A 19,336-nucleotide genomic window follows, 5' to 3' on the forward strand; every position below is an offset into this window, starting at 1 on the left:
ACGAAGGAGCACCTGTGCCCATCTCGGGGATCGACCTGTCCAACATTGACCACACTGTCAGGCCGCAGGATGACCTGTACCAGCACGTGAACGGGTCCTGGCTCAAGGCCACGGAAATTCCGGATGACCGGCCACTCGAGGGAACATTCACCGCGCTGCGCGACGGGGCAGAGATCGCGGTCCGGGACATCATCGAAGAAGCAGCCGCCAAGGGTGAGGCCGCCAGCGGGATAGAACGGAAGGTGGGCGAGCTCTACAACAGCTTCATGGACGAAGCGACAGTGGAGGCCAAAGGCATGGAGCCCATCCGGGGGCGGCTTGCCGAGGTATTTGCCACCACCACGGTTGCTGATCTCGTGGCCCTGGCCGGGCGGCTGTTCCGGTCAGACGTGTCCGGGCTCTTCTACATCTACCCGGCTCCGGACGCTGGCAACCCGGACCGCATCCTGCTCTACACCGGCCAGGGCGGCCTGGGACTGCCGGACGAGTCCTACTACCGGGAAGAGAAGTTCGCCCCCATGGTCAAGGCCTACGGCGAGCATGTCAGGACCATGTTCACGCTGGCCGGCGTGGACGATCCGGAGCCTGCGGCCGCACGCGTCGTTGCCCTCGAAACCAGCCTCGCATCCCACCACTGGGACAACGTCACCCTGCGCGACCCGCAGAAGACCTATAACCTCAAGTCCGCTGAAGAAGCGGCCACCCTGTTCCCGCTCCTTAACACCTGGTTCGAAGCTGCCGGGATCGACGCCGACAAGCGCAACGAGATCGTAGTCAGCACACCGGACTTCTTCAGTGGGGCCGCTGGCCTGCTGGAGTCCGAACCGCTCTCCGTGTGGCAGGAGTGGCTGGCCCTGCGGGTCATCAACGGCGCCGCGCCGTACCTGTCCTCCGAGTTCGTGGATGCCAATTTTGCCTTCTACGGAACAACCATCAGCGGCACGCCGCGGAACAAGGACCGCTGGAAGCGCGCCGTCGCCGTCGTCGAAGCTGCACTCGGTGAGGCCGTTGGGCAGATCTACGTCTCGAAGCACTTCCCCGAAACCCACAAGGCCCGCATGCAGACCCTGGTGGCCAACCTGATCGAGGCCTACCGGCAGTCCATCACCGGTCTTGCCTGGATGGGTGAGGAAACAAAAGCCGAGGCGCTGCGGAAACTGGGGGCTTTCCGCGCCAAGATCGGCTACCCCGACAAGTGGATCGATTACTCCGCGGTGGAAATCGACCCGCTGGACCTTCTGGGGAACGTGGAGCGGGCCCACAATGCCGACGTCGACCGCCACCTGGATGAGGTGGGCAAACCGGTAGACCTTAACAAGTGGCTCATGACACCGCAGACGGTCAACGCGTACTACCACCCGATGCTCAACGAGATCGTCTTCCCGGCCGCTATCCTGCAGCCACCGTTCTTCACAGCCGACGCCGACGACGCCGTCAATTACGGTGGCATTGGAGCGGTGATCGGCCACGAGATCGGCCACGGTTTTGATGACCAGGGGTCGCAGTTCGACGGCGGCGGCGCGCTGCGGAACTGGTGGACCGAGGATGACCGGACCGCCTTTGAGAAGCTCACAGCCAAACTGGTGGCACAGTACGACGAGTTGTCCCCCTATGCGGCGCCGGGGCACAACGTCAACGGCAAGCTGACGCTGGGGGAGAACATCGGCGACCTTGGTGGCCTGACCATCGCCTACAAGGCTTACCTGCTCAGCCTTGACGGCAAGGAACCGGAAGTGCTGGACGGACTGACGGGGCAGCAGCGGTTCTTCGCGTCCTGGGCAGCCGGCTGGCGGCAGGTGATCCGGTCGGAAGAGGCCATCAGGAGGCTCGCCACGGATCCCCACTCCCCCAACGAGTTCAGGACCAACGCCATCGCCAAGAACCTGGACGCCTTCCACCAGGCCTTTGGCGTGACCGACCAGGATGGCATGTGGATGCCGCAGGACGCTCGCGTCAGCATCTGGTAAGCACCCTCCAGACATACAGAGAGGCGGGGCCGCCTGGCCCCGCCTCTCTGTATGTCTACTGGGTGCTGCCGTCAGTCCTGGACGATCAGCACGGGGTTGGCCTGCTGGCACACCGTATCGCCGGCCGTCTGGTTGACGATGTCCTCGGGCAAGGCCACGCCCGCGCCGGCGCCGTAGGTTGCCCCGGTGGTGAAGTCCGTTCCAAGGTAGACCTGCACTCCGGCGACGCGGGGTGCCAGCTGGACCTGCGCGGCCGGAATACCCAGCAGCGCAGCCACGTCGGCTGCGACGTCGGCGAACTCAGTACCGTAGTAGACAACGCTCTGAGCCACCGGCGCGGCTTCCAACGGCCCGGATTGGGTGAAGCCTCCGGTGATCAAGGCCTGCACGATTTCCTGTGAGCGTCCCGGGACGCCGCTGCCGTTGGCCACGGTGACCGGTTGCAGCGCCTTGTCATACGGCGGCACCGCCGGTGTTGTTTCTGTTGGAGTGGCTGTTGTTTCCGTGGGCGCCGGGGACGGCGTTGTGGGCGCTGTTGGATCCGTGAGGTCCACGTCCTCGCGGAGGGCCGCAAACAGCTGGGACCCTGCGGGCTCCGCAATCTGCAGGCGGTTGATGTCCGTGACTGCCGGCGTGGTGGGCACGGCCACAAACGCCACCTTGCTGATGTCGATGTCCTTAAGCCGGCTACCGATACTCACGAGCGACGGCACGGAGGCCAGCCCCTCATCCACCGTGAGGTTCTTGGTCACTACATCGGCAATGGTCAGCATTTTAGAGGGGTCGGACAGTGTGCCGTCGTCCTTGATCTTGCGCGTGAGGGAGGACAGGAATCCCTGCTGTGCCCGGATCCGGCCCAGGTCGCCGCCGTCGGCAAAGGCATGGCGGGTCCGCAGGAAGGCAAGGGCCATTTCGCCCTTAACGGCGGACGTACCCTTCGGCAGGCGCAGCCGGGAGTCAGGATCGTAGACGGCGTCACTGATGCACACGTCAACGCCGCCCACCGTGTTGGAGAGTTCCTTCACGGCGGTGAAGTCCGCCATCATGAAGTGATCGATCTCCAGTCCAGTCAGTTTGTTGACCGTGTCCACGGCGCAGCCGATGCCGGCTTCGTTCATGGCCTCGTTGATCATGACACCGTTGCGGGCAGGAAAAGTCCGTTTGGTCTTCTGGTCGGTGCACTCCGGAATATCGACCAGTAGGTCCCGGGGGAAGCTGATGACGCTGACGCGCTTATTGTCGGCCGATACGTCCATCAGCATCATGACGTCGGACTTGCCGTAACCTGTCGAGTCGTCCACGGCGCCGTACTCCGCGTTGGCGCCGTCCCTGGTATCGGAGCCAAGGATCAGGATCTGCATCCGATCCGATTTGTCGTCCGATGGGTTCGCGCCACCGGCGTTCAGCGGCGCCGTAGTGATGTTCGACTGGAACCGTAGATACCAGTAGCCCGCGAAGCCAAGACCGCCGACCACCAGGATAGTGACCACCGCAGTGGTCACCTTCAGCCAGGCCGGCATCCGGCTCCGGGATCCGAGATGCCGGGCAACGCCGACGGCGGTAGCGTCAGCGTGGCGGGACACCGGACCGGTCCCGGCTGACGCGTCAGCTCCGTACTCGCGATTGTCGCGGCCTCGCCCCATGTGTGGTGTACCTTCCTCGAAAAAATTGAATCCGGCCTATTTTAGTTGCCCAGTCTGGGAACTTCCCGACGACCGGCCGGGTAAAGCGAAAAGGCAGCGTCAGAAGCCGAGCTTGACCAACTGCTTCGGGTCGCGCTGCCAGTCCTTGGCCACCTTCACATGCAGGTCAAGGTAGATGCGGGCACCGAGCAGCGCCTCGATCCCCTTGCGTGCATTGGTGCCGACTTCGCGGAGCCGTGCACCGCCCTTGCCGATGATGATGGCCTTCTGGGACGAACGTTCCACATAGAGATTAACGCGGACGTCGAGGAAGGGCCTGTCTTCGGGCCGGCCCTCACGCGGAACAATTTCATCGACGACGACGGCCAGGGAGTGGGGCAGTTCGTCGCGGACGCCTTCGAGGGCAGCTTCCCGAATGAGCTCGGCGATCATCACGGCTTCGGGTTCGTCCGTCAGGTGACCGTCCGGATAAAGGGGCGGCGACGCCGGCATGTGGCTGATCAGGACGTCTGCGAGCGTGTCCACCTGGAAGCCGTCGGTGGCGGAGACGGGGACGATGTCCTTCCAGCCGTCCTCGCCGATGACATCCCGGCCCAGTGCTGCGACGGCGAGCAACTGCTCGGTGAGCGCCTGCCGGTCCACTGTGTCCGCCTTGGTGACGATCGCGATGACCGGCTTGTTGCCGATGGCGGCGAGCTGGGCGGCGATGTACTTGTCGCCCGGGCCGATTTTCTCGTTGGCGGGCAGGCAGAAGCCGATCGCGTCGACCTCGGCGAGGGTGTCGGCGACGAGTTCGTTCAGCCGCTTTCCCAACAGGGTGCGGGGGCGGTGCAGGCCCGGGGTATCCACCAGGATCAGCTGGGCGTCATCGCGGTGCACGATCCCCCGGATGGTGTGGCGCGTGGTCTGCGGCTTGGCGGAGGTGATCGCCACCTTCTGGCCGACCAGTGCGTTCGTCAGGGTTGATTTTCCCGCGTTAGGCCGCCCCACGAGGACCGCAAAGCCTGCCCTATAGCCGTCGAAGTCTTTGGCGGCCGAATCCGGGTTGGCCGGACGATTACTTTTCTTGCTCACGTGGAACTCCCTGCTGGGTTGCTTTCGCCTCGTCGAGGAGGTCTTCAAGGTCAGTGTCTGCTTTTGGTACTGCTGAGGCAATGATGTGGCTGACGCGGTTGCGGCGGCCCTCGAGCCGTTCGGCGAGCAGCGAGATGCCGCCCACCTCCACGCGGCTGCCCACAATGGGAACGCGGCCCAGGGCCTTGGCGAGCAGCCCGCCCACAGTGTCAACCTCGTCGTCGTCGAGCTCTATGTCGAACAGTTCTCCGAGGTCGTCGATGCTCATCCGGGCGCTCACCCGGTAGGAACCGCCGCCCAGGGCCACGGCCTCGGCGCTTTCCGTGTCATACTCGTCCACGATTTCGCCGACAATTTCCTCGATGAGGTCCTCCAGGGTGACAAGGCCGGCCGTGCCGCCGTATTCGTCGATCACGATGGCAACGTGTGTTGACTCCTTCTGCAGTTCCCGCAGCAGATCGCTCACCGGCTTGGACTCCGGGACGTACCGGACCTCGCGGGCCAAGGCTTCGACCGGGGGCGGTTCGTCGTCGGGTCCGAGCTCATGGAGCGTCGCCGCAACGTCCTTGAGGTACACGATTCCGAGGATCTGGTCCGTGTTGTCGCGGATCACCGGGATCCGTGAATAGCCCGACCGCAGGAACATTGACATGGCCCGCCTGAGGCTGGAGCCGGCGTCGATGCTGAGGATATCCGTCCGGGGCACCATCACGGCGCGCACCAGGGTGTCGCCGAAGTCAAAGACTGATTGGATCATTTCAGCTTCGGTGTCTTCGATCATGTCCGATTCGGATGCGCGGTCCACAAGTTCGCGGAATTCCTGTTCGCTGAAGAACGCGTCATCACCTGCCGGAGCGCCGGGAGCGGCGGCACTGCCCAGCGCCACGAGCCACCCCGGGATGGGTCCAAGGACCCACGTCAGTGACCTGATCAGCGGCGCTGTGGAGCGGACGACTGCGGCCGAATGGAGCCTGCCGAGCTGCCGCGGGGAAACGCCGACGATGACGAAGCCAAGCAGGGCCATGATCCCAGTGGCGGCCAGCCCGGCCAGCCAGACGTTGTCCAGCAGGCTGTGGAGCAGGACGGCCACCGCTACGGCTGAAGCCATCTCGAACCAGACCCGCCAGAACCGTAGGGCCCGGATATGCGCCACCGGCTGGGCCAGGATGCGCTTCATGGCGTTTCCGCGGCTTTTCAGCAGGGCGTCTTCGGCGTCATGCCGGGAAAGGAACGTGAACGCGGCTTCGGCTGCGGTCAGGAGTGCTGCGGTACCGAGGAACGCCAGGGCCATGCCGACAAGGAGCAGGGGCGTCACTGCGTGGTCTCGGCAGGTGCTTCTTTGCCGGTGAAGCCGGAAAGCAGCTGGCGCTGGAGGCCGAACATTTCTTCCTTTTCCTCGGGCTCTGCGTGGTCATAGCCGAGCAGGTGGAGGATCCCATGCGTGGTCAGCAGCAGCATCTCATCCTGCAGGGAGTGCCCGGCAGTGACGGCCTGCACCTGAGCCACCTGGGGGCAGACGGCGATGTCACCCAGCATCCCCTGGGGAGTGGGCCGGTCCGGCGTGCCGGGGGTCAGCTCGTCCATGGGGACCGAGAGCACATCGGTGGATCCCGGCTCGTCCATAAGCTCGATGTGGAGCTTTTCCATGGCGGGTTCATCCACCAGGAGAATGGAGAGTTCAGCCTGCGGGTGGATGTACAGCTGCTCAAAAACGTACCGGGACAGCGCTACGAGCTCCGCTTCATCAACCTGGATGCCGGATTCGTTGTTTACTTCAATGCTCACGCGCTTTCCCCCCGCTTTACCCGGCTTACCGAGTGTTTTACTTTGTTCCGCTGGACATCGTCCCAGAGACTGTAGGCACGCACGATGTCGCCCACAAGCCGGTGGCGGACCACGTCCGTGTCGTCCAGGAGGGTGAAGTTTACGTCCTCGATCCCCTGCAGGATCTCCTCCACGATCCGCAGCCCCGAGCGTGTGCCGAAGGGCAGGTCCACCTGGGTGACGTCTCCGGTGACCACCATTTTGGACCCGAAACCCAAACGCGTGAGGAACATCTTCATCTGTTCAGGTGTGGTGTTCTGCGCTTCGTCCAGGATGATGAAGGCGTCGTTGAGCGTGCGTCCTCGCATGTAAGCCAGCGGCGCCACTTCGATGGTCCCGGCGGCCATCAGGCGCGGGATGGACTCGGGGTCCATCATGTCGTGCAGCGCGTCGTACAGCGGGCGCAGATAGGGATCGATCTTGTCGCTCAGGGTACCCGGCAGGAACCCCAGCCGCTCGCCGGCCTCGACTGCGGGCCGGGTCAGGATAATACGGCTGACTTCTTTCTGCTGCAGCGCCTGGACGGCCTTGGCCATCGCGAGGTACGTCTTACCCGTGCCTGCAGGGCCAATCCCGAAGATCACCGTGTTCGCATCAATCGCGTCCACGTAGTTCTTCTGGTTCAGCGTCTTGGGCCGTATGGTCTTCCCCCTGCTGGAGAGGATGTCATGGGTGAGGACGTCCACAGGGTTCTGCAATGACTGGCTGCGGAGCAAGGCGACGAGCTGGTGCAACACCGCGGGGCTGATGACTGTGCCACGGGCCACGAGGCCGCGCACTTCATGCAGCAGCCGCATGATGCGGGGAACTTCGTTGGCAGGGCCGCTGAGGGACAGTTCGTTTCCGCGGACGTGGAAGTTAACGGACGGGAACTGCTCTTCGATGTAACGCAGGGCCTCGTCATGGCTGCCGAGCGATTGGACCATCTGATCGGAGTTGTCAAAGAGAACCACCTCCGTCCGGACACCGGGAAGTGAATGGGGGAATTCTCCGGCGGCGCGGTCAGTATTGAGCCGGCGCTTTCCGTTCGCTGATTCAGTCATGGTGCTGGCCCGCAGGCCCGTGGTCCCCTCCAGTTCGAAAAATTAAGTGCGCCGGCTGCTGCGTGGGGGCTGTTGCCGAGCATGCAGGAGCCAGCGGAGTCCTTCCATCTTACGCCAGGAGGCACCTCCCGGCAGCGTCAGGCGGTCCCCGGCGAGGGTGCCCGTCACCGGCATACTGCGGGACGGTTGGCGTCATTAGGTATCAACTTCATATCGGGCTCATATCGTTCCCGTTGCAGTTGGGCCGGCAGCCCGGATTCGGTCCTTTTGGCGGAGCTGGCTATGCGATGCTGGAAATCACAGCCGTCCGGGGACCGGCTCACGGGGCCCAGGCCTCGCCATTTCACAGCCGGAAAGGACAGGCCACGAGAGTGCCGGAAACAGCGACCCCCCTCAGTGCCAGGCGCGTCGCGCCGCGTTTTCGTCCGCAACGTTTCCTGGGCCTGCTGCCAGCATTCCTCCTTCTCAGCGGTTGTATCGCGGACCCCAGCCCTGAGCCCAACCTGACGGCAAACTCCAGTGCTGCCGCCACCGGCTCCCCGGGGGCACCTTCCACCAGCGCGCCCCTGGAAACCACACAGTCCTCGAATAAGGCCCCGGTCTACTGGATTGGCCGAAGCAACAGCAACGTGTTCCTATACCGGGAGTTCCGGGACGTGCCGGAGCAGGAGAATCCAGTGACCCGCGCCCTGCGGGCCATGATGTCCGAGAAGCCGCTGGACCCGGATTTCTTCACGCCCTGGCAGGATCCCGAAAAACTCGCCTCGTCCATCTCCGGCAAGAACGTCATTACCGTCGACGTCTCGGAGGATGCCTTTAACAGCAATCTCGACGCCGACATGGCCGGCCGCGCCATTCAGCAGCTGGTCTTTACCGCTACGGCAGCGGCCGCGAGTTCCGGCCTGATCGATTCCGGCCAGCAGATCCAGGTCAGGATCCTGGTGGATAGCCACACCGATTACGTTGCCTTCGACCACGTCCAGCTTGGCGACCCCATGTCCCGAGCCGCCGGAATGGTGGCGCCCGTGTGGATCATCGATCCGCAGGAAGGGACTGATTTGGCCGGCGGAAGCGTCAAGATCACGGGCCGCAGCACGGTTCCGGGCGGTAAACTCCGCTGGCAGATCCTGCGGGCCGAAGCGAACGGGAACAAGGCGCCCTACCTGACCGGGGAGACCACTGCAGCTGCCGAAGCCGCCCAGTCCGGAGTCTTTACCCTTGCCCTTAGCCTGTCCTCGGGGAGTTACGAGCTCCGCGTTTCGCAGGTGGATGCGGCCGGCACCAGCCAGGAGCTGAATGTGGATACGCGGAACTTCAACGTCCGGTAACAGCCCGCGCAGCAGTCGGCCTCAGGATACCGGTGCTGTCCAGCGTCCCAGTACATCACTCGCCAGAACAACCGCTGCCGGTCCGGCCGTGGATGACCTCAGGACGTGGTGTCCCAAGAGCGCCGTCACGGCGCCGGCGTCGCAAAGCCGGGTGACTTCGCGGGGACTGATTCCGCCCTCCGGACCAACGATGAGCAGAATTTCCCGGGGTCCGCCGTCAGCCTGGGTGCCCTGCCATGATTCCAGGACAGACCGGAGCGGCCGGACCGCGTCTTCGTGCAGGATTACGGCCAGATCCGCTGCCGCCACGGCCGCCGCAAGGCCTGGCGTTTCGACGGCGGCGCGCACCTCGGGGATCCAGGCGCGGCGTGCCTGCTTGGCGGCGGCAGTGACCACGGACTGCCATTTTGCGTGGGCCTTGGCCGCGCGCTCACCCTTCCAGCGGACAATTGATCGCTCGGACTGCCAGGGAACTACGGCATCAATCCCGAGTTCGGTTGCCGTTTCCACGGCCAGTTCATCGCGGTCCCCCTTGGCCAGGGCCTGCACCAGCACAAGCCGGATGTCGGGCCGGTCCTCCACAACGAGGGCGGAGCATTCCACGGTGAGCTCCGCGGGCGACGCCGACACAACAGTTCCCGTCAGCCGCCTTCCGGCGCCATCGGCAATGTCCACCGCCTCTCCGGGAGATAGCCGTTTTACGGTCACGGCGTGGCGTGCCTCCGGCCCTTGAAGGACAAAACGGGCACCGGGCACCAGACCGTCCAGCGACCCGGCACCGCTGAAGAAAACGGGATTGCTCACCGCTACAGGTTACCGAACCGGTCCCGCAGCTTGGCAAAGACGCCGCCGCTGGCAGCCAGTTTGCCTTCCGTGAACTGCTCGCCCCGGAGCTTCGCCAGCTGCCGCAGGAGATCCTCCTGCGCGGCATCCAGCTTGGCCGGCGTCTCCACCTGCAGATGGACCATCAGGTCCCCGCGGCCGTAACCGCGCAGGTGCGTCACGCCGAGTCCACGGAGCGTGATGATCTCCCCTGACTGCGTCCCTGCCTTGACGTCGATTTCCTGCAGCCCGTCAAAGGTTTCCAGTGACAGCTCGGTGCCTAGGGCGGCGGCAGTCATCGGGATGTGCAGCGTTGCGTGCAGGTCGTCACCGTCGCGTGCGTACGTGGCGTCGTTGTTGACCCGGAGTTCCACGTACAGGTCCCCGGACGGTCCGCCGGCCGGGCCTGCTTCGCCCTGCCCGGAGAGCTGGATCCGGGTGCCCGTGGCAACACCGGCCGGCACCTTGATGGTGAGCGACCGCCGGCTGCGGATGCGGCCCTGGCCGCTGCATTCGTTGCAGGGGTCCTTGATGACCGTCCCGAAGCCTTCGCAACTGCCACAGGGGGCCGCCGTCATGACCTGGCCCAGGATGGAGCGCACCGCGCGCTGGACCTGGCCGCTGCCGCCGCAGATATCACAGCGCACAGGGTGGCTGCCGTCGCGGCAGCATGACCCGTTGCAGGTGGGGCAGGTGACGGCTGTGTCCACTTCGAGTTTCCGGTTGACGCCGAACACGGCATCGCGGAGTTCGATCCGTACACTGATCAGCGCGTCCTGGCCGCGGCGGACCCGGGAAGCGGGGCCGGAGGTGCCGCCGGCCCCGAAGAACGTGTCGAAGATGTCCTGGAACGCGAAGCCCTGGCCGGAGTATCCACCGCCGCCGAACCCGTTGTCGGTGCCGTTCTCATTGCCGGTGGTGTCATAGATCCGGCGCTTTTGCGGGTCCGAAAGTACCTCGTAGGCATGGGTCACGGCCTTGAAGCGGTCCGATGCATCGTCCCCGGGGTTTACGTCCGGGTGGAGAGTTCGGGCCAGCTTGCGGTAGGCCTTCTTGATCTCTTCCCCGGTGGCTTCCGGCGAGACTCCGAGGACGTCGTAGTGGCTGCTCAAAGTTCGTATCTCTTCCTTGTTGTACTGACGGCAGGCGTGCTGCCGGCACTGCTCTTCGTGCCTGGACCGTGATGCTGTTACGGACCCAGAATTCTTGAAAGGTAACGGGCTACTGCCCTGACGGCGGCCATGGTGGTGGGGTAGTCCATCCGGGTAGGGCCGAGCACACCGATCTTGGCAGTGCTGTCTGGTCCGTAGCCCGTGGCCACCACGGAGGCTTCCGCTAGTCCGTCGTACGGGTTTTCACGCCCGATGCTGACTGCCACGCCCCTCGGATCCTGCGCCATGTCGCTCAGGAGGCGCAGCAGGACAACCTGCTCCTCGAGCGCTTCCAGGACCGGTCCGATACTGAGCGGAAAATCCACATTGGAGCGGGCGAGGTTCGCCGTTCCGGCCATGACCATGCGTTCCTCGCGACTGCTGTGGGCGAGCGTTTCCAGCCCGTGGGCCAGGGCCTGGGCCGCCGCGCGCTGGCCTGGGCTGACGGACGAAACGACTCCGGGCAGCGAGGGGGTCAGCCGGCTCAGCGAGATGCCCGCGAGTGATCCGAGGAAGTGTGTCCGCAGCGCGGCGATAGCGTCGTCGCCGAGGTCCTGGCCGATGTCGATCACGCGCTGTTCGACCTTGCCGGTGGTGGCGATGAGGACCACCAGGACCTGCCGGGGCGCGAGCAGGACGAATTCGATGTGGCGGATGGTGGCGCGGCTCAGATGCGGATACTGCACCACGGCGACCTGGTTGGTCAGCTGCGACAGCATCCTGACGGTCCTGTCCAGGACGTCGTCCAGATCGTCGGCGCCCTCCAGCAGCGACTGGATGGCACGCCGTTCCGCGTGGGAAAGCGGCTTTACCGCTGAAATCTGGTCCACAAACAGCCGATAGCCTTTGTCTGTGGGGATCCGTCCGGCGCTGGTGTGCGGGGCCGTGATCAGGCCGTCGTCTTCCAAGGCCGCCATGTCGTTGCGGATGGTGGCACTGGACACGCCGAGGTGGTGGCGTTCCACGAGCGCTTTTGAACCTACTGGCTCGCGGGAGTGCACATAGTCCTCCACGATGGCGCGCAGTACTTCGAGTTTGCGCGGCTCGCTCATACTCCACCTCCATCCGTGGTCACTGCAGGGTTAGCACTCGACATGCCCAAGTGCTAACAGTCTAATATGAGTCACCCCGTTGTTAGCATTGGTACCGCTCCGGGCGAAATTCCGGGCCAGGATCTAGCGGCAAGGCGGAATCAATCCATGCAGTACCAGAACTGGGGTCCGCAGGAGATCACCGCGCCCGTCAAGAGCGAACTGCCTGAGGTTCCCGTGGAACGCGGCATGGTTCTTGAAGACGCCCAGTCCGGCTGGGTGGGAGCGGTGACCCGGGTGGAGAAGTCCGGCGGCATGCATGTAGTGGCCCTCGAAGACCGGCGCGGCAAGTCCCGGTCCTTCCGGCTGGGCTTCGGGTTCCTCCTGGAGGGTCAGCCCATCCGGCTCGTTCCCCCGGCGCCCCGGCAGGCCGCCCCCGTGGCCGCCGGCCGGACGGCGTCCGGCTCGGTCCGCGTTGCCGGCCAGCGTGCCCAGGTGGCCAAAGCCAGCAGAATCTGGGTGGAGGGAAAACACGACGCCGAACTCGTGGAAAAAGTCTGGGGTGACGATCTCCGCGTAGAGGGCATCGTCGTCGAGCCTTTGCATGGCATTGATGACCTGGCGGGGGCGGTGGCCGCATTCGGTCCCGGTCCGGGACGGCGGCTGGGGGTCCTGGTGGACCACCTGGTGCCCGACTCGAAGGAGTGGCGCATCGCGGCTGCCGTGATGGCCTCCCCCGGTGCGGCCGGGAACGTCCTGATCGTCGGGCACCCTTACGTTGACGTGTGGCAGGCCATCCGGCCTGCTGTCCTGGGCATCGAACAGTGGCCGGTGGTGCCCCGCGGGCAGGACTGGAAGACCGGCATCCTGGCAGCGTTCGGCTGGCCGCACTCCACCAAGGAAGACATCGGGCTTGGCTGGCAAAAGCTGCTGGGCGCTGTCCGCAGTTACGCGGACCTGGAAGCGTCACTGCTCGGGAGAGTGGAGGAAGTCATCGACTTTCTGACGGTGCCCTGACACCGGATCCAGGTCTTGGCGGCGGCATTTGGTGGCTGAACCAGTATTCTTGGTACTGCGGAGGCTGCAGTTGCTTCAGTCCGGCATTCTCCAACCCAGCACCATTGCACTTTCGAAGGAAGAAAACCGTGGCACAAAACGCACGCGAGCACCGGGACGACCACGGCGGCCAGGGCCGTTCCGAGTACCAGGGCGTTCCGGCTAATGCGCTGCCCCTGACGGCCAGCGAAGACCGCCAGTGGGCCACGCTGGCACACTTCGGCGGGATCCTCGGCTGCGTTCCGTCACTGCTGATCTACCTGATTTTCCGTGAGCGCGGGCCGTTCACCGCCCAGGAATCCAAGGAAGCGCTGAACTTCAGCCTGCCGCCCACCATCGCGGCGCTGGTGGCCAATCTCCTGGTGTTCATTCCGGTGATCGGAAACATCTTCGCCGTCATCGCCACCCTGATCTGGATTGCCCTGACCTGCTTCTCCGTGGCCGCAGGTATCCATGTCAACAAGGGCCAGCCCCACCGTTACCAGTACAACCTGCGCTGGATCAAGTAGTCCCCACCCGCACCCTCAGTCCGGCAGGATCCTGCGGACCACGGCGTCGGCCAGCAGGCGGCCCTTCAGGGTCAGTACCAGCGTGCCGTGGAAGGCAGCCGGCGGCTCCACCAGGCCGTCGGCAATGAGCCCGGCCATGGCGTGACGGCCGTGCTCGCCCAGCGTTGACGTGGCCAGTCCCGACACGAGCCGGGCCTCAAGCATCACGCGCTCCACGTCGCGGGTTTCGGCGTCGAGCGTTTCCCGCCCGGCCGCCGGTGACAGGCCCTGAGCGAGCCGTCCGGCGTAGGCCGTGGGGTGCTTGACGTTCCACCACCGCACCCCGCCCACGTGTGAATGTGCACCAGGCCCGATGCCCCACCAGTCGTCCCCGCGCCAGTACGCGAGGTTGTGCCGGCATGCCTGCTCCGGCGTCCGGGACCAGTTGCTGACCTCGTACCAGCTGAGGCCTGCAGCGCCGATCAGCTGGTCGGCGAGTTCGTATTTGTCGGCGTGGTCGTCGTCGTCGATTCCCGGGACTTCACCACGGCGGATCTGGGCTGCCAGCTTGGTGCCGTCTTCCACGATCAGCGCGTAGGCACTGATGTGGTCAGGCTGGTAGGAGAGGGCCGTCTCCAGGGAGAACCGCCAGTCCTCCAGGGACTCCCCCGGTGTCCCGTAGATCAGGTCCAGGCTCACGGCCAGTCCGGCATCGCGCGCCCACTGCACCACCTGCGGCACGCGGCTGGGCGTGTGCGTGCGGTCCAGGACCTTCAGGACATGGGGAACGGCAGACTGCATGCCGAAGGAAACCCGGGTGAAGCCGGCATCGGCCAGAACCTGAAGGGATGCCGGGGTGACCGAGTCCGGGTTTGCTTCGGTGGTCACTTCGGCGCCGGGTTCCAGGCCCCAGTGCCCGACGGCGGCCGTCAGGATCCGTGCGAGGTCTTCCGCCGGGAGCAGCGTGGGAGTGCCGCCGCCGAAGAAGACTGTGCTCAGCGGACGGTCCGGGAGACTCGAGTGCCGCAGGACTGTGGCGGCAAAGTCGACTTCGGACACGGCCGTGGTGGCGTACGCGTCCTGTGACGCTCCGCCGCCCAGTTCGGTGGCCGTGTAGGTGTTGAAGTCGCAGTATCCGCAACGAACAGCGCAGAACGGGATGTGCACGTACAGCCCGAAAGCCCGGTCCGCGGAACCGGCCACTGCCTGGGCGGGCAGCAGACCGTCCGACGGCGCGGGGTCGCCGAGTGGAAGAATGCTAGGCATTGCAGGGGCCTCCGGTGTTGCCGGCCACTGTCATCACTACTTCTTGGCCTTGTCCTTGGACTCGTCGGTGGTCAGCGCAGCGATGAAGGCTTCCTGGGGGACCTCAACGCGGCCCACCATCTTCATGCGCTTTTTGCCTTCCTTCTGCTTCTCCAGCAGCTTGCGCTTCCGGGAAATGTCGCCGCCGTAGCACTTGGCCAAAACGTCCTTGCGGATGGCGCGGATGCTTTCCCTGGCGATGATCCTGGAGCCGATGGCAGCCTGGATGGGCACTTCGAACTGCTGGCGGGGAATGAGCTCGCGCAGTTTGCCGGTCATCATCACACCGTAGGCATAGGCCTTCTCGCGGTGCGTGATGGCGGAGAAGGCATCCACCTGTTCGCCCTGGAGCATGATGTCCACCTTGACCAGGTCGGCCACCTGCTCGCCGTCGGCTTTCCAGTCCAGCGAACCGTAGCCCCGGGTCTTGGATTTGAGGATGTCAAAGAAATCGAACACGATCTCAGCGAGCGGCAGCCGGTAGCGGATTTCGACCCTGTCCTCGGACAGGTAGTCCATGCCGCCTATAACACCGCGGCGGCTCTGGCAGAGCTCCATGATGGCGCCCACAAACTCATTCGGCGCCAAGATGGTGGCAGCCACCATCGGCTCGCGGACCTCTGCGATCTTGCCGGAAGGGTATTCGCTGGGGTTGGTCACATGGACCACCTTCTTGTCCTCCAGCGTCACTTCATACTCCACGTTGGGGGCGGTGGAGATCAGGTCAAGATTGTATTCGCGTTCGAGCCGCTCCCTGGTGATTTCAAGGTGGAGCAGGCCGAGGAAGCCGACGCGGAAGCCGAAGCCGAGCGCGGCCGACGTTTCGGGCTCGTACACCAGGGCGGCGTCGTTGAGCATCAGCTTCTCCAGCGCATCGCGGAGCACCGGGTAGTCCGTGCCGTCCAGCGGGTACAGGCCGGAGAAGACCATCGGCTTGGCATCGGCGTAGCCGGGAAGGGAGGCCGTGGCAGGCTTGGCGAGGTTGGTGACGGTGTCGCCGACCTTGGACAGGCGGACGTCCTTCACACCGGTGATGAGGTAGCCCACTTCGCCAACCCCGAGACCCTGGGAGGGGGTGGGCTCCGGGGAGCTCACCCCGATCTCGAGGAGTTCGTGGGTGGCCCGGGTGGACATCATCTGGATGCGTTCACGGGGGTGGAGCATGCCGTCAACCACACGGACGTAGGTAACCACACCGCGGTACGTGTCGTAGACCGAGTCGAAGATCATGGCGCGCGCGGGGGCGTTCGGGTCCCCTACGGGGGCCGGCAGATCGCGGACGATCTTGTCCAGCAGGACCTCGACGCCCATGCCGGTCTTGCCAGAGACGCGGAGCACGTCGTCGGGGTCGCCGCCGATCAGGCTGGCCAGTTCGGCCGCGTACTTCTCAGGCTGGGCTGCCGGGAGGTCGATCTTGTTCAGTACCGGGATGATGGTGAGGTTGTTTTCCATCGCCAGGTACAGGTTCGCGAGGGTCTGGGCCTCAATGCCCTGCGCCGCGTCAACGAGCAGCACTGCGCCTTCGCAGGCCGCCAGCGAACGGGACACTTCGTAGGTGAAGTCCACGTGGCCGGGGGTGTCAATCATGTTCAGCGCGTAGCTGGTCCCGTCGAGTTCCCAGGGCATGCGGACCGCCTGGGACTTAATGGTGATACCGCGTTCGCGCTCGATGTCCATGCGATCCAGGTACTGGGCCTTCATATCGCGGGACTTAACCACCCCGGTGAACTGCAGCATGCGGTCAGCCAGGGTTGATTTACCGTGGTCAATGTGCGCGATGATGCAGAAATTCCGAATGATGGCCGGATCAGTCGCGGCGGGCACCGGGGCGGTGCGGGCCATGGGAGACACGCAGGGTCCTTACTGTTGACATTCGTGCGACCCCCGCCAGGACGCACCGGAGGCACCCTGCGGCTGGACCGCACATTTGGAACCTCCAGTCTCCCACGTCCGGGCGCATCGTATTGCATTCAGGTCAAACCCGGCACGGTGGCCCGGCGATAGTCTTGGCCCATGCCTATCAACCTCCGCTCCTTGGCCAACGCTGTCCGGACGTCCGTCAGGGTCCTGCAGAAGTTCCGTACCGGTGCAACCCGATCTGCCGGACCGTACACGCCTGCACCGGCCCGCCAGGCGGCGCCGGTGAGGCCGGCCCCGCACGGCGTCTATCCTGGCGACTTTGCCGGCGCGGCGTCCATCCGGTACGCGCCGCAGCCCGACGGCAGTCCCGACCCCGGCGAGATTGTGTGGACTTGGGTGCCGTATGAGGAGGACCACACCCGGGGCAAAGACCGTCCGGTTCTGCTGGTGGGCAAGAGCGGACGGTACCTGCTGGGGGTAATGCTCACCAGCAGGGACCATGACCATGCCGGCAACGGATCCGGAGACTACCTGGACATCGGAACTGGCAGTTGGGACCGCCAGCAGCGGCCCAGCGAGGCAAACCTTGGACGGATCCTGCAGATCAGCCCGGACGCCATCCGGCGCGAAGGTGCAGTTCTGGACCGGAAACGCTTCGATCTGGTGGCTGCAGGCATACGGCGCCGACACGGCTGGAAATAGCCCGCCAAATGGCCAGCTTCCGGGGGGTCTGCTATTCTGTATAGCTGTGTGTCCGTGCAGGTCGACGGCCACTGATGGTTGGCCGCCATAGGTATCCCCACGCCGCTCAGTCAATGGCCAATCTGAAAGCCCTCTAGACCATTTCCGCATTAAAAAGAGAGTTCACACGTGGCTAATATCAAGTCCCAGAAGAAGCGCATCCTTACCAACGAGAAGGCTCGCCTGCGCAACAACGCAGTCAAGTCTGAGCTGAAGACGGCCATCCGCGCCGTCAACACCGCCGTTGAGTCCACCGACAAGGATGCAGCTGCCGCTGCCCTGCTTGTTGCCGGCCGCAAGCTGGACAAGGCTGTCAGCAAGGGTGTTCTGCACAAGAACAACGCAGCAAACCGCAAGTCGGCCATCTCCAAGAAGGTCAACGCGCTGTAAGGTTTCCAGTTCACCTGAACTGATGATTGTGGCCGGCACCCGATGGGTGCCGGCCACACATCTTTAAGCCGCCAGCGTCTCTGCGCCAGAGCCACCTACCGCAGGCGCGGTCAGCTGACGTCAGTGCCCGCGCACAGAGGTTGCGATGACAGTCACCGCATGTTCAACGGCATAGACGGGATCACGCGAAAGGCCCTTGACCTGGGCATCGGCCTCGGCGGTGGCCTGGATGGAGCGGACCAGACCCTCCGGGGTCCAGCGGCGCACATCGCGCTGGGCCTGCTCCACGAGCCAGGGCTGCATGCCCAGTTCCCGAGCGATCTGCGCCGGGGATCCCTGGGCGCCGGCTACTTTGGCCACCGTCCGCAGCTTGGCTGCCAGCGCGGCAACCAGCGGAACCGGATCAGCCCCGGTGGCCAGCGCGTGGCGAAGGGTGGACAGCGCCACTGGACCGTTTCCGGCCATGGCAGCGTCCGCGACCTTGAAGGCCGTGGCCTCGATCCGGCCACCGTAGTAGCGGTCCACCAACTCCGGGGTCACTGCTCTCGTGGCATCCGCGATCAGCTGGCTGCACGCCGCCGCGAGCTCCGAAAGGTTGGCGCCGACGGCATTAACCAGCGTCTGCACGGCGTCCGAGCTGATCTTGCGTCCGGCGGCCCTGAATTCCGTTGCCACGAAAGTGGCCTTATCCGCATCCTTCTTCAGGGGCTGGCAGTCAACTACCGGCCAACCGCCGGCCTTGACGGCATCGAGGAGCTTCTTGCCGCGGACTCCCCCGGCGTGGCGCAGGACGAGTACCGCATCCGGCTCCGGGCGGGCCAGATAGGTCAGTGCGTCGGCCAGGAAGGCATCGTTCATGGCTTCAACGCCTTCGACTTCGATCAGTTTGCGTTCACCGAAGAGTGAGGGGCTGACTTGCATGGCGAGGGTCCCGGCTTCGTACGTTCCGGCCGTGAGGCGGCTGACTTCCACGTCGGGAAACGCCGTCCGCACTTGGGCGCGGACATGGTCCATGGCACGGATGCCTAGGTATTCCTCCGGTCCGCCCACCAGGACGATTTCGGCAGGCGTCACGTCCCGCCAGGTGGCCGTGTTCGACGCCGGAGTCCTGGTACGTGTGGTCTGGGCTGCGGCCATGGTGGATTCCTCCCGGAAATTCTGGTGCAGTGTCTAAGCCTGCCACGGTGGGCCGCCGCCACCAAGCCGGGGCCACGCTGGCCTGGCCCGCGCCGGTCCGGCCAGCACCGCGCCGGACCGCACCGGGCCAACGTGGCCCCCAGCTGCCGTTCCAGGAGGTCCAACACCTTTTCCGTCCGGGCGTGCAATGCCAGGACCCCCCGGAACACCTGGCGCGGCCGGACGGCAAGCCACACCCCGGCAAAGGTCAGCACCGAGAGCAGCACCATGGTCAGGAGGCCCAACGGGCCCTCGGGCCAGGGCAGCGCAGCCCCCGGCAATCCGGCCGTGATCCTCGCGGTTCCCGCGACTCCGGCGCTGAAGGTGCCTGCCACGGCGATCAGGACGGTGGCAAGCCACGGCGCAGCAACCATCAGCGGGACGGCTGCCGTTCCCAGCAATGTCACCGGTGCTACCAGCGGGGCTGCCATCAGGTT

At 64.9% G+C, this 19,336-nt stretch carries 18 protein-coding genes; 6 read left to right on the plus strand and 12 right to left on the minus strand.

Annotated features, from left to right (window positions below; translation table 11 throughout):
• Window positions 1-14 precede the first annotated feature (14 nt).
• A complete protein-coding gene (locus tag NIBR502772_RS13970) occupies window positions 15-1,967 on the plus strand; it encodes a M13 family metallopeptidase (protein ID WP_141140657.1) in 1,953 nt (650 codons plus the stop codon).
• 71 nt (window positions 1,968-2,038) lie between these two features.
• On the opposite strand, the gene NIBR502772_RS13975 is transcribed toward NIBR502772_RS13970, so the two are convergent.
• The 5 genes from NIBR502772_RS13975 to NIBR502772_RS13995 form a co-directional block, all read right to left on the minus strand.
• On the minus strand, window positions 2,039-3,610 hold the full coding sequence (locus NIBR502772_RS13975; RefSeq protein ID WP_141140658.1) for an LCP family protein: 1,572 nt from the start codon (window positions 3,608-3,610) through the stop codon (window positions 2,039-2,041).
• A gap of 99 nt (window positions 3,611-3,709) precedes the next feature.
• Window positions 3,710-4,684: a GTPase Era gene (gene era, locus NIBR502772_RS13980; RefSeq protein ID WP_141140659.1), complete on the minus strand. Its 975-nt coding sequence runs from the start codon at window positions 4,682-4,684 to the stop codon at window positions 3,710-3,712.
• The gene (locus NIBR502772_RS13985) at window positions 4,668-5,999 is read right to left on the minus strand and encodes a hemolysin family protein (protein WP_141140660.1); all 1,332 of its coding nucleotides are present in this window, start codon (window positions 5,997-5,999) and stop codon (window positions 4,668-4,670) included. The genes era and NIBR502772_RS13985 overlap by 17 nt, the downstream gene beginning before the upstream one ends.
• Complete coding sequence (ybeY, locus tag NIBR502772_RS13990; RefSeq protein WP_141140661.1) at window positions 5,996-6,469, minus strand: rRNA maturation RNase YbeY; 474 nt, start codon at window positions 6,467-6,469, stop codon at window positions 5,996-5,998. Before ybeY ends, NIBR502772_RS13985 begins: the two co-directional genes overlap by 4 nt.
• The gene (locus tag NIBR502772_RS13995; RefSeq protein WP_141140662.1) at window positions 6,466-7,551 is read right to left on the minus strand and encodes a PhoH family protein; all 1,086 of its coding nucleotides are present in this window, start codon (window positions 7,549-7,551) and stop codon (window positions 6,466-6,468) included. The genes ybeY and NIBR502772_RS13995 overlap by 4 nt, the downstream gene beginning before the upstream one ends.
• Window positions 7,552-7,922: 371 nt before the next feature.
• Between NIBR502772_RS13995 and NIBR502772_RS14000 the strand changes: the two genes are divergently transcribed.
• Entirely contained in the window at window positions 7,923-8,879 is a 957-nt protein-coding gene (locus tag NIBR502772_RS14000; protein WP_371706672.1) for a GerMN domain-containing protein, read from the plus strand.
• Window positions 8,880-8,900: 21 nt separating this feature from the next.
• On the opposite strand, the gene NIBR502772_RS14005 is transcribed toward NIBR502772_RS14000, so the two are convergent.
• From NIBR502772_RS14005 to hrcA, 3 genes are all read right to left on the minus strand, one after another.
• A complete protein-coding gene (locus tag NIBR502772_RS14005) occupies window positions 8,901-9,683 on the minus strand; it encodes a 16S rRNA (uracil(1498)-N(3))-methyltransferase (RefSeq protein WP_141140664.1) in 783 nt (260 codons plus the stop codon).
• A gap of 2 nt (window positions 9,684-9,685) precedes the next feature.
• A complete protein-coding gene (dnaJ, locus tag NIBR502772_RS14010) occupies window positions 9,686-10,813 on the minus strand; it encodes a molecular chaperone DnaJ (RefSeq protein WP_104060697.1) in 1,128 nt (375 codons plus the stop codon).
• Between the two features lie 77 nt (window positions 10,814-10,890).
• On the minus strand, window positions 10,891-11,904 hold the full coding sequence (gene hrcA / locus NIBR502772_RS14015; RefSeq protein WP_104060698.1) for a heat-inducible transcriptional repressor HrcA: 1,014 nt from the start codon (window positions 11,902-11,904) through the stop codon (window positions 10,891-10,893).
• Between the two features lie 147 nt (window positions 11,905-12,051).
• Here hrcA and NIBR502772_RS14020 point away from each other — a divergent pair, with 147 nt between their 5' ends.
• Window positions 12,052-12,900, plus strand: a complete 849-nt coding sequence (locus NIBR502772_RS14020) for a DUF3097 domain-containing protein (RefSeq protein WP_141140665.1) — start codon at window positions 12,052-12,054, stop codon at window positions 12,898-12,900.
• Between the two features lie 128 nt (window positions 12,901-13,028).
• Entirely contained in the window at window positions 13,029-13,448 is a 420-nt protein-coding gene (locus NIBR502772_RS14025) for a DUF4870 domain-containing protein (protein ID WP_104060700.1), read from the plus strand.
• Window positions 13,449-13,463: 15 nt separating this feature from the next.
• On the opposite strand, the gene hemW is transcribed toward NIBR502772_RS14025, so the two are convergent.
• Both hemW and lepA read right to left on the minus strand, forming a co-directional pair.
• Window positions 13,464-14,693, minus strand: a complete 1,230-nt coding sequence (gene hemW / locus NIBR502772_RS14030; protein ID WP_141140666.1) for a radical SAM family heme chaperone HemW — start codon at window positions 14,691-14,693, stop codon at window positions 13,464-13,466.
• A 36-nt stretch (window positions 14,694-14,729) separates the two neighbouring features.
• Entirely contained in the window at window positions 14,730-16,583 is a 1,854-nt protein-coding gene (gene lepA / locus NIBR502772_RS14035; RefSeq protein ID WP_210412301.1) for a translation elongation factor 4, read from the minus strand.
• A 162-nt stretch (window positions 16,584-16,745) separates the two neighbouring features.
• Between lepA and NIBR502772_RS14040 the strand changes: the two genes are divergently transcribed.
• Window positions 16,746-17,294, plus strand: coding sequence for a type II toxin-antitoxin system PemK/MazF family toxin (locus NIBR502772_RS14040; protein ID WP_141140667.1), 549 nt, complete (start codon window positions 16,746-16,748; stop codon window positions 17,292-17,294).
• A 168-nt stretch (window positions 17,295-17,462) separates the two neighbouring features.
• Complete coding sequence (rpsT, locus tag NIBR502772_RS14045; protein WP_056340153.1) at window positions 17,463-17,723, plus strand: 30S ribosomal protein S20; 261 nt, start codon at window positions 17,463-17,465, stop codon at window positions 17,721-17,723.
• A 120-nt stretch (window positions 17,724-17,843) separates the two neighbouring features.
• Here rpsT and holA read toward each other — a convergent pair whose 3' ends face one another.
• Together holA and NIBR502772_RS14055 are read right to left on the minus strand one after the other, a co-directional pair.
• The gene (gene holA, locus NIBR502772_RS14050; protein WP_141140668.1) at window positions 17,844-18,860 is read right to left on the minus strand and encodes a DNA polymerase III subunit delta; all 1,017 of its coding nucleotides are present in this window, start codon (window positions 18,858-18,860) and stop codon (window positions 17,844-17,846) included.
• The gene (locus NIBR502772_RS14055) at window positions 18,794-19,330 is read right to left on the minus strand and encodes a hypothetical protein (protein ID WP_141140669.1); all 537 of its coding nucleotides are present in this window, start codon (window positions 19,328-19,330) and stop codon (window positions 18,794-18,796) included. Before NIBR502772_RS14055 ends, holA begins: the two co-directional genes overlap by 67 nt.
• Between the last annotated feature and the right edge of the window lie 6 nt (window positions 19,331-19,336).

The sequence above is a fragment of the Pseudarthrobacter sp. NIBRBAC000502772 genome (assembly GCF_006517235.1).
Classification (GTDB): Bacteria; Actinomycetota; Actinomycetes; order Actinomycetales; family Micrococcaceae; genus Arthrobacter.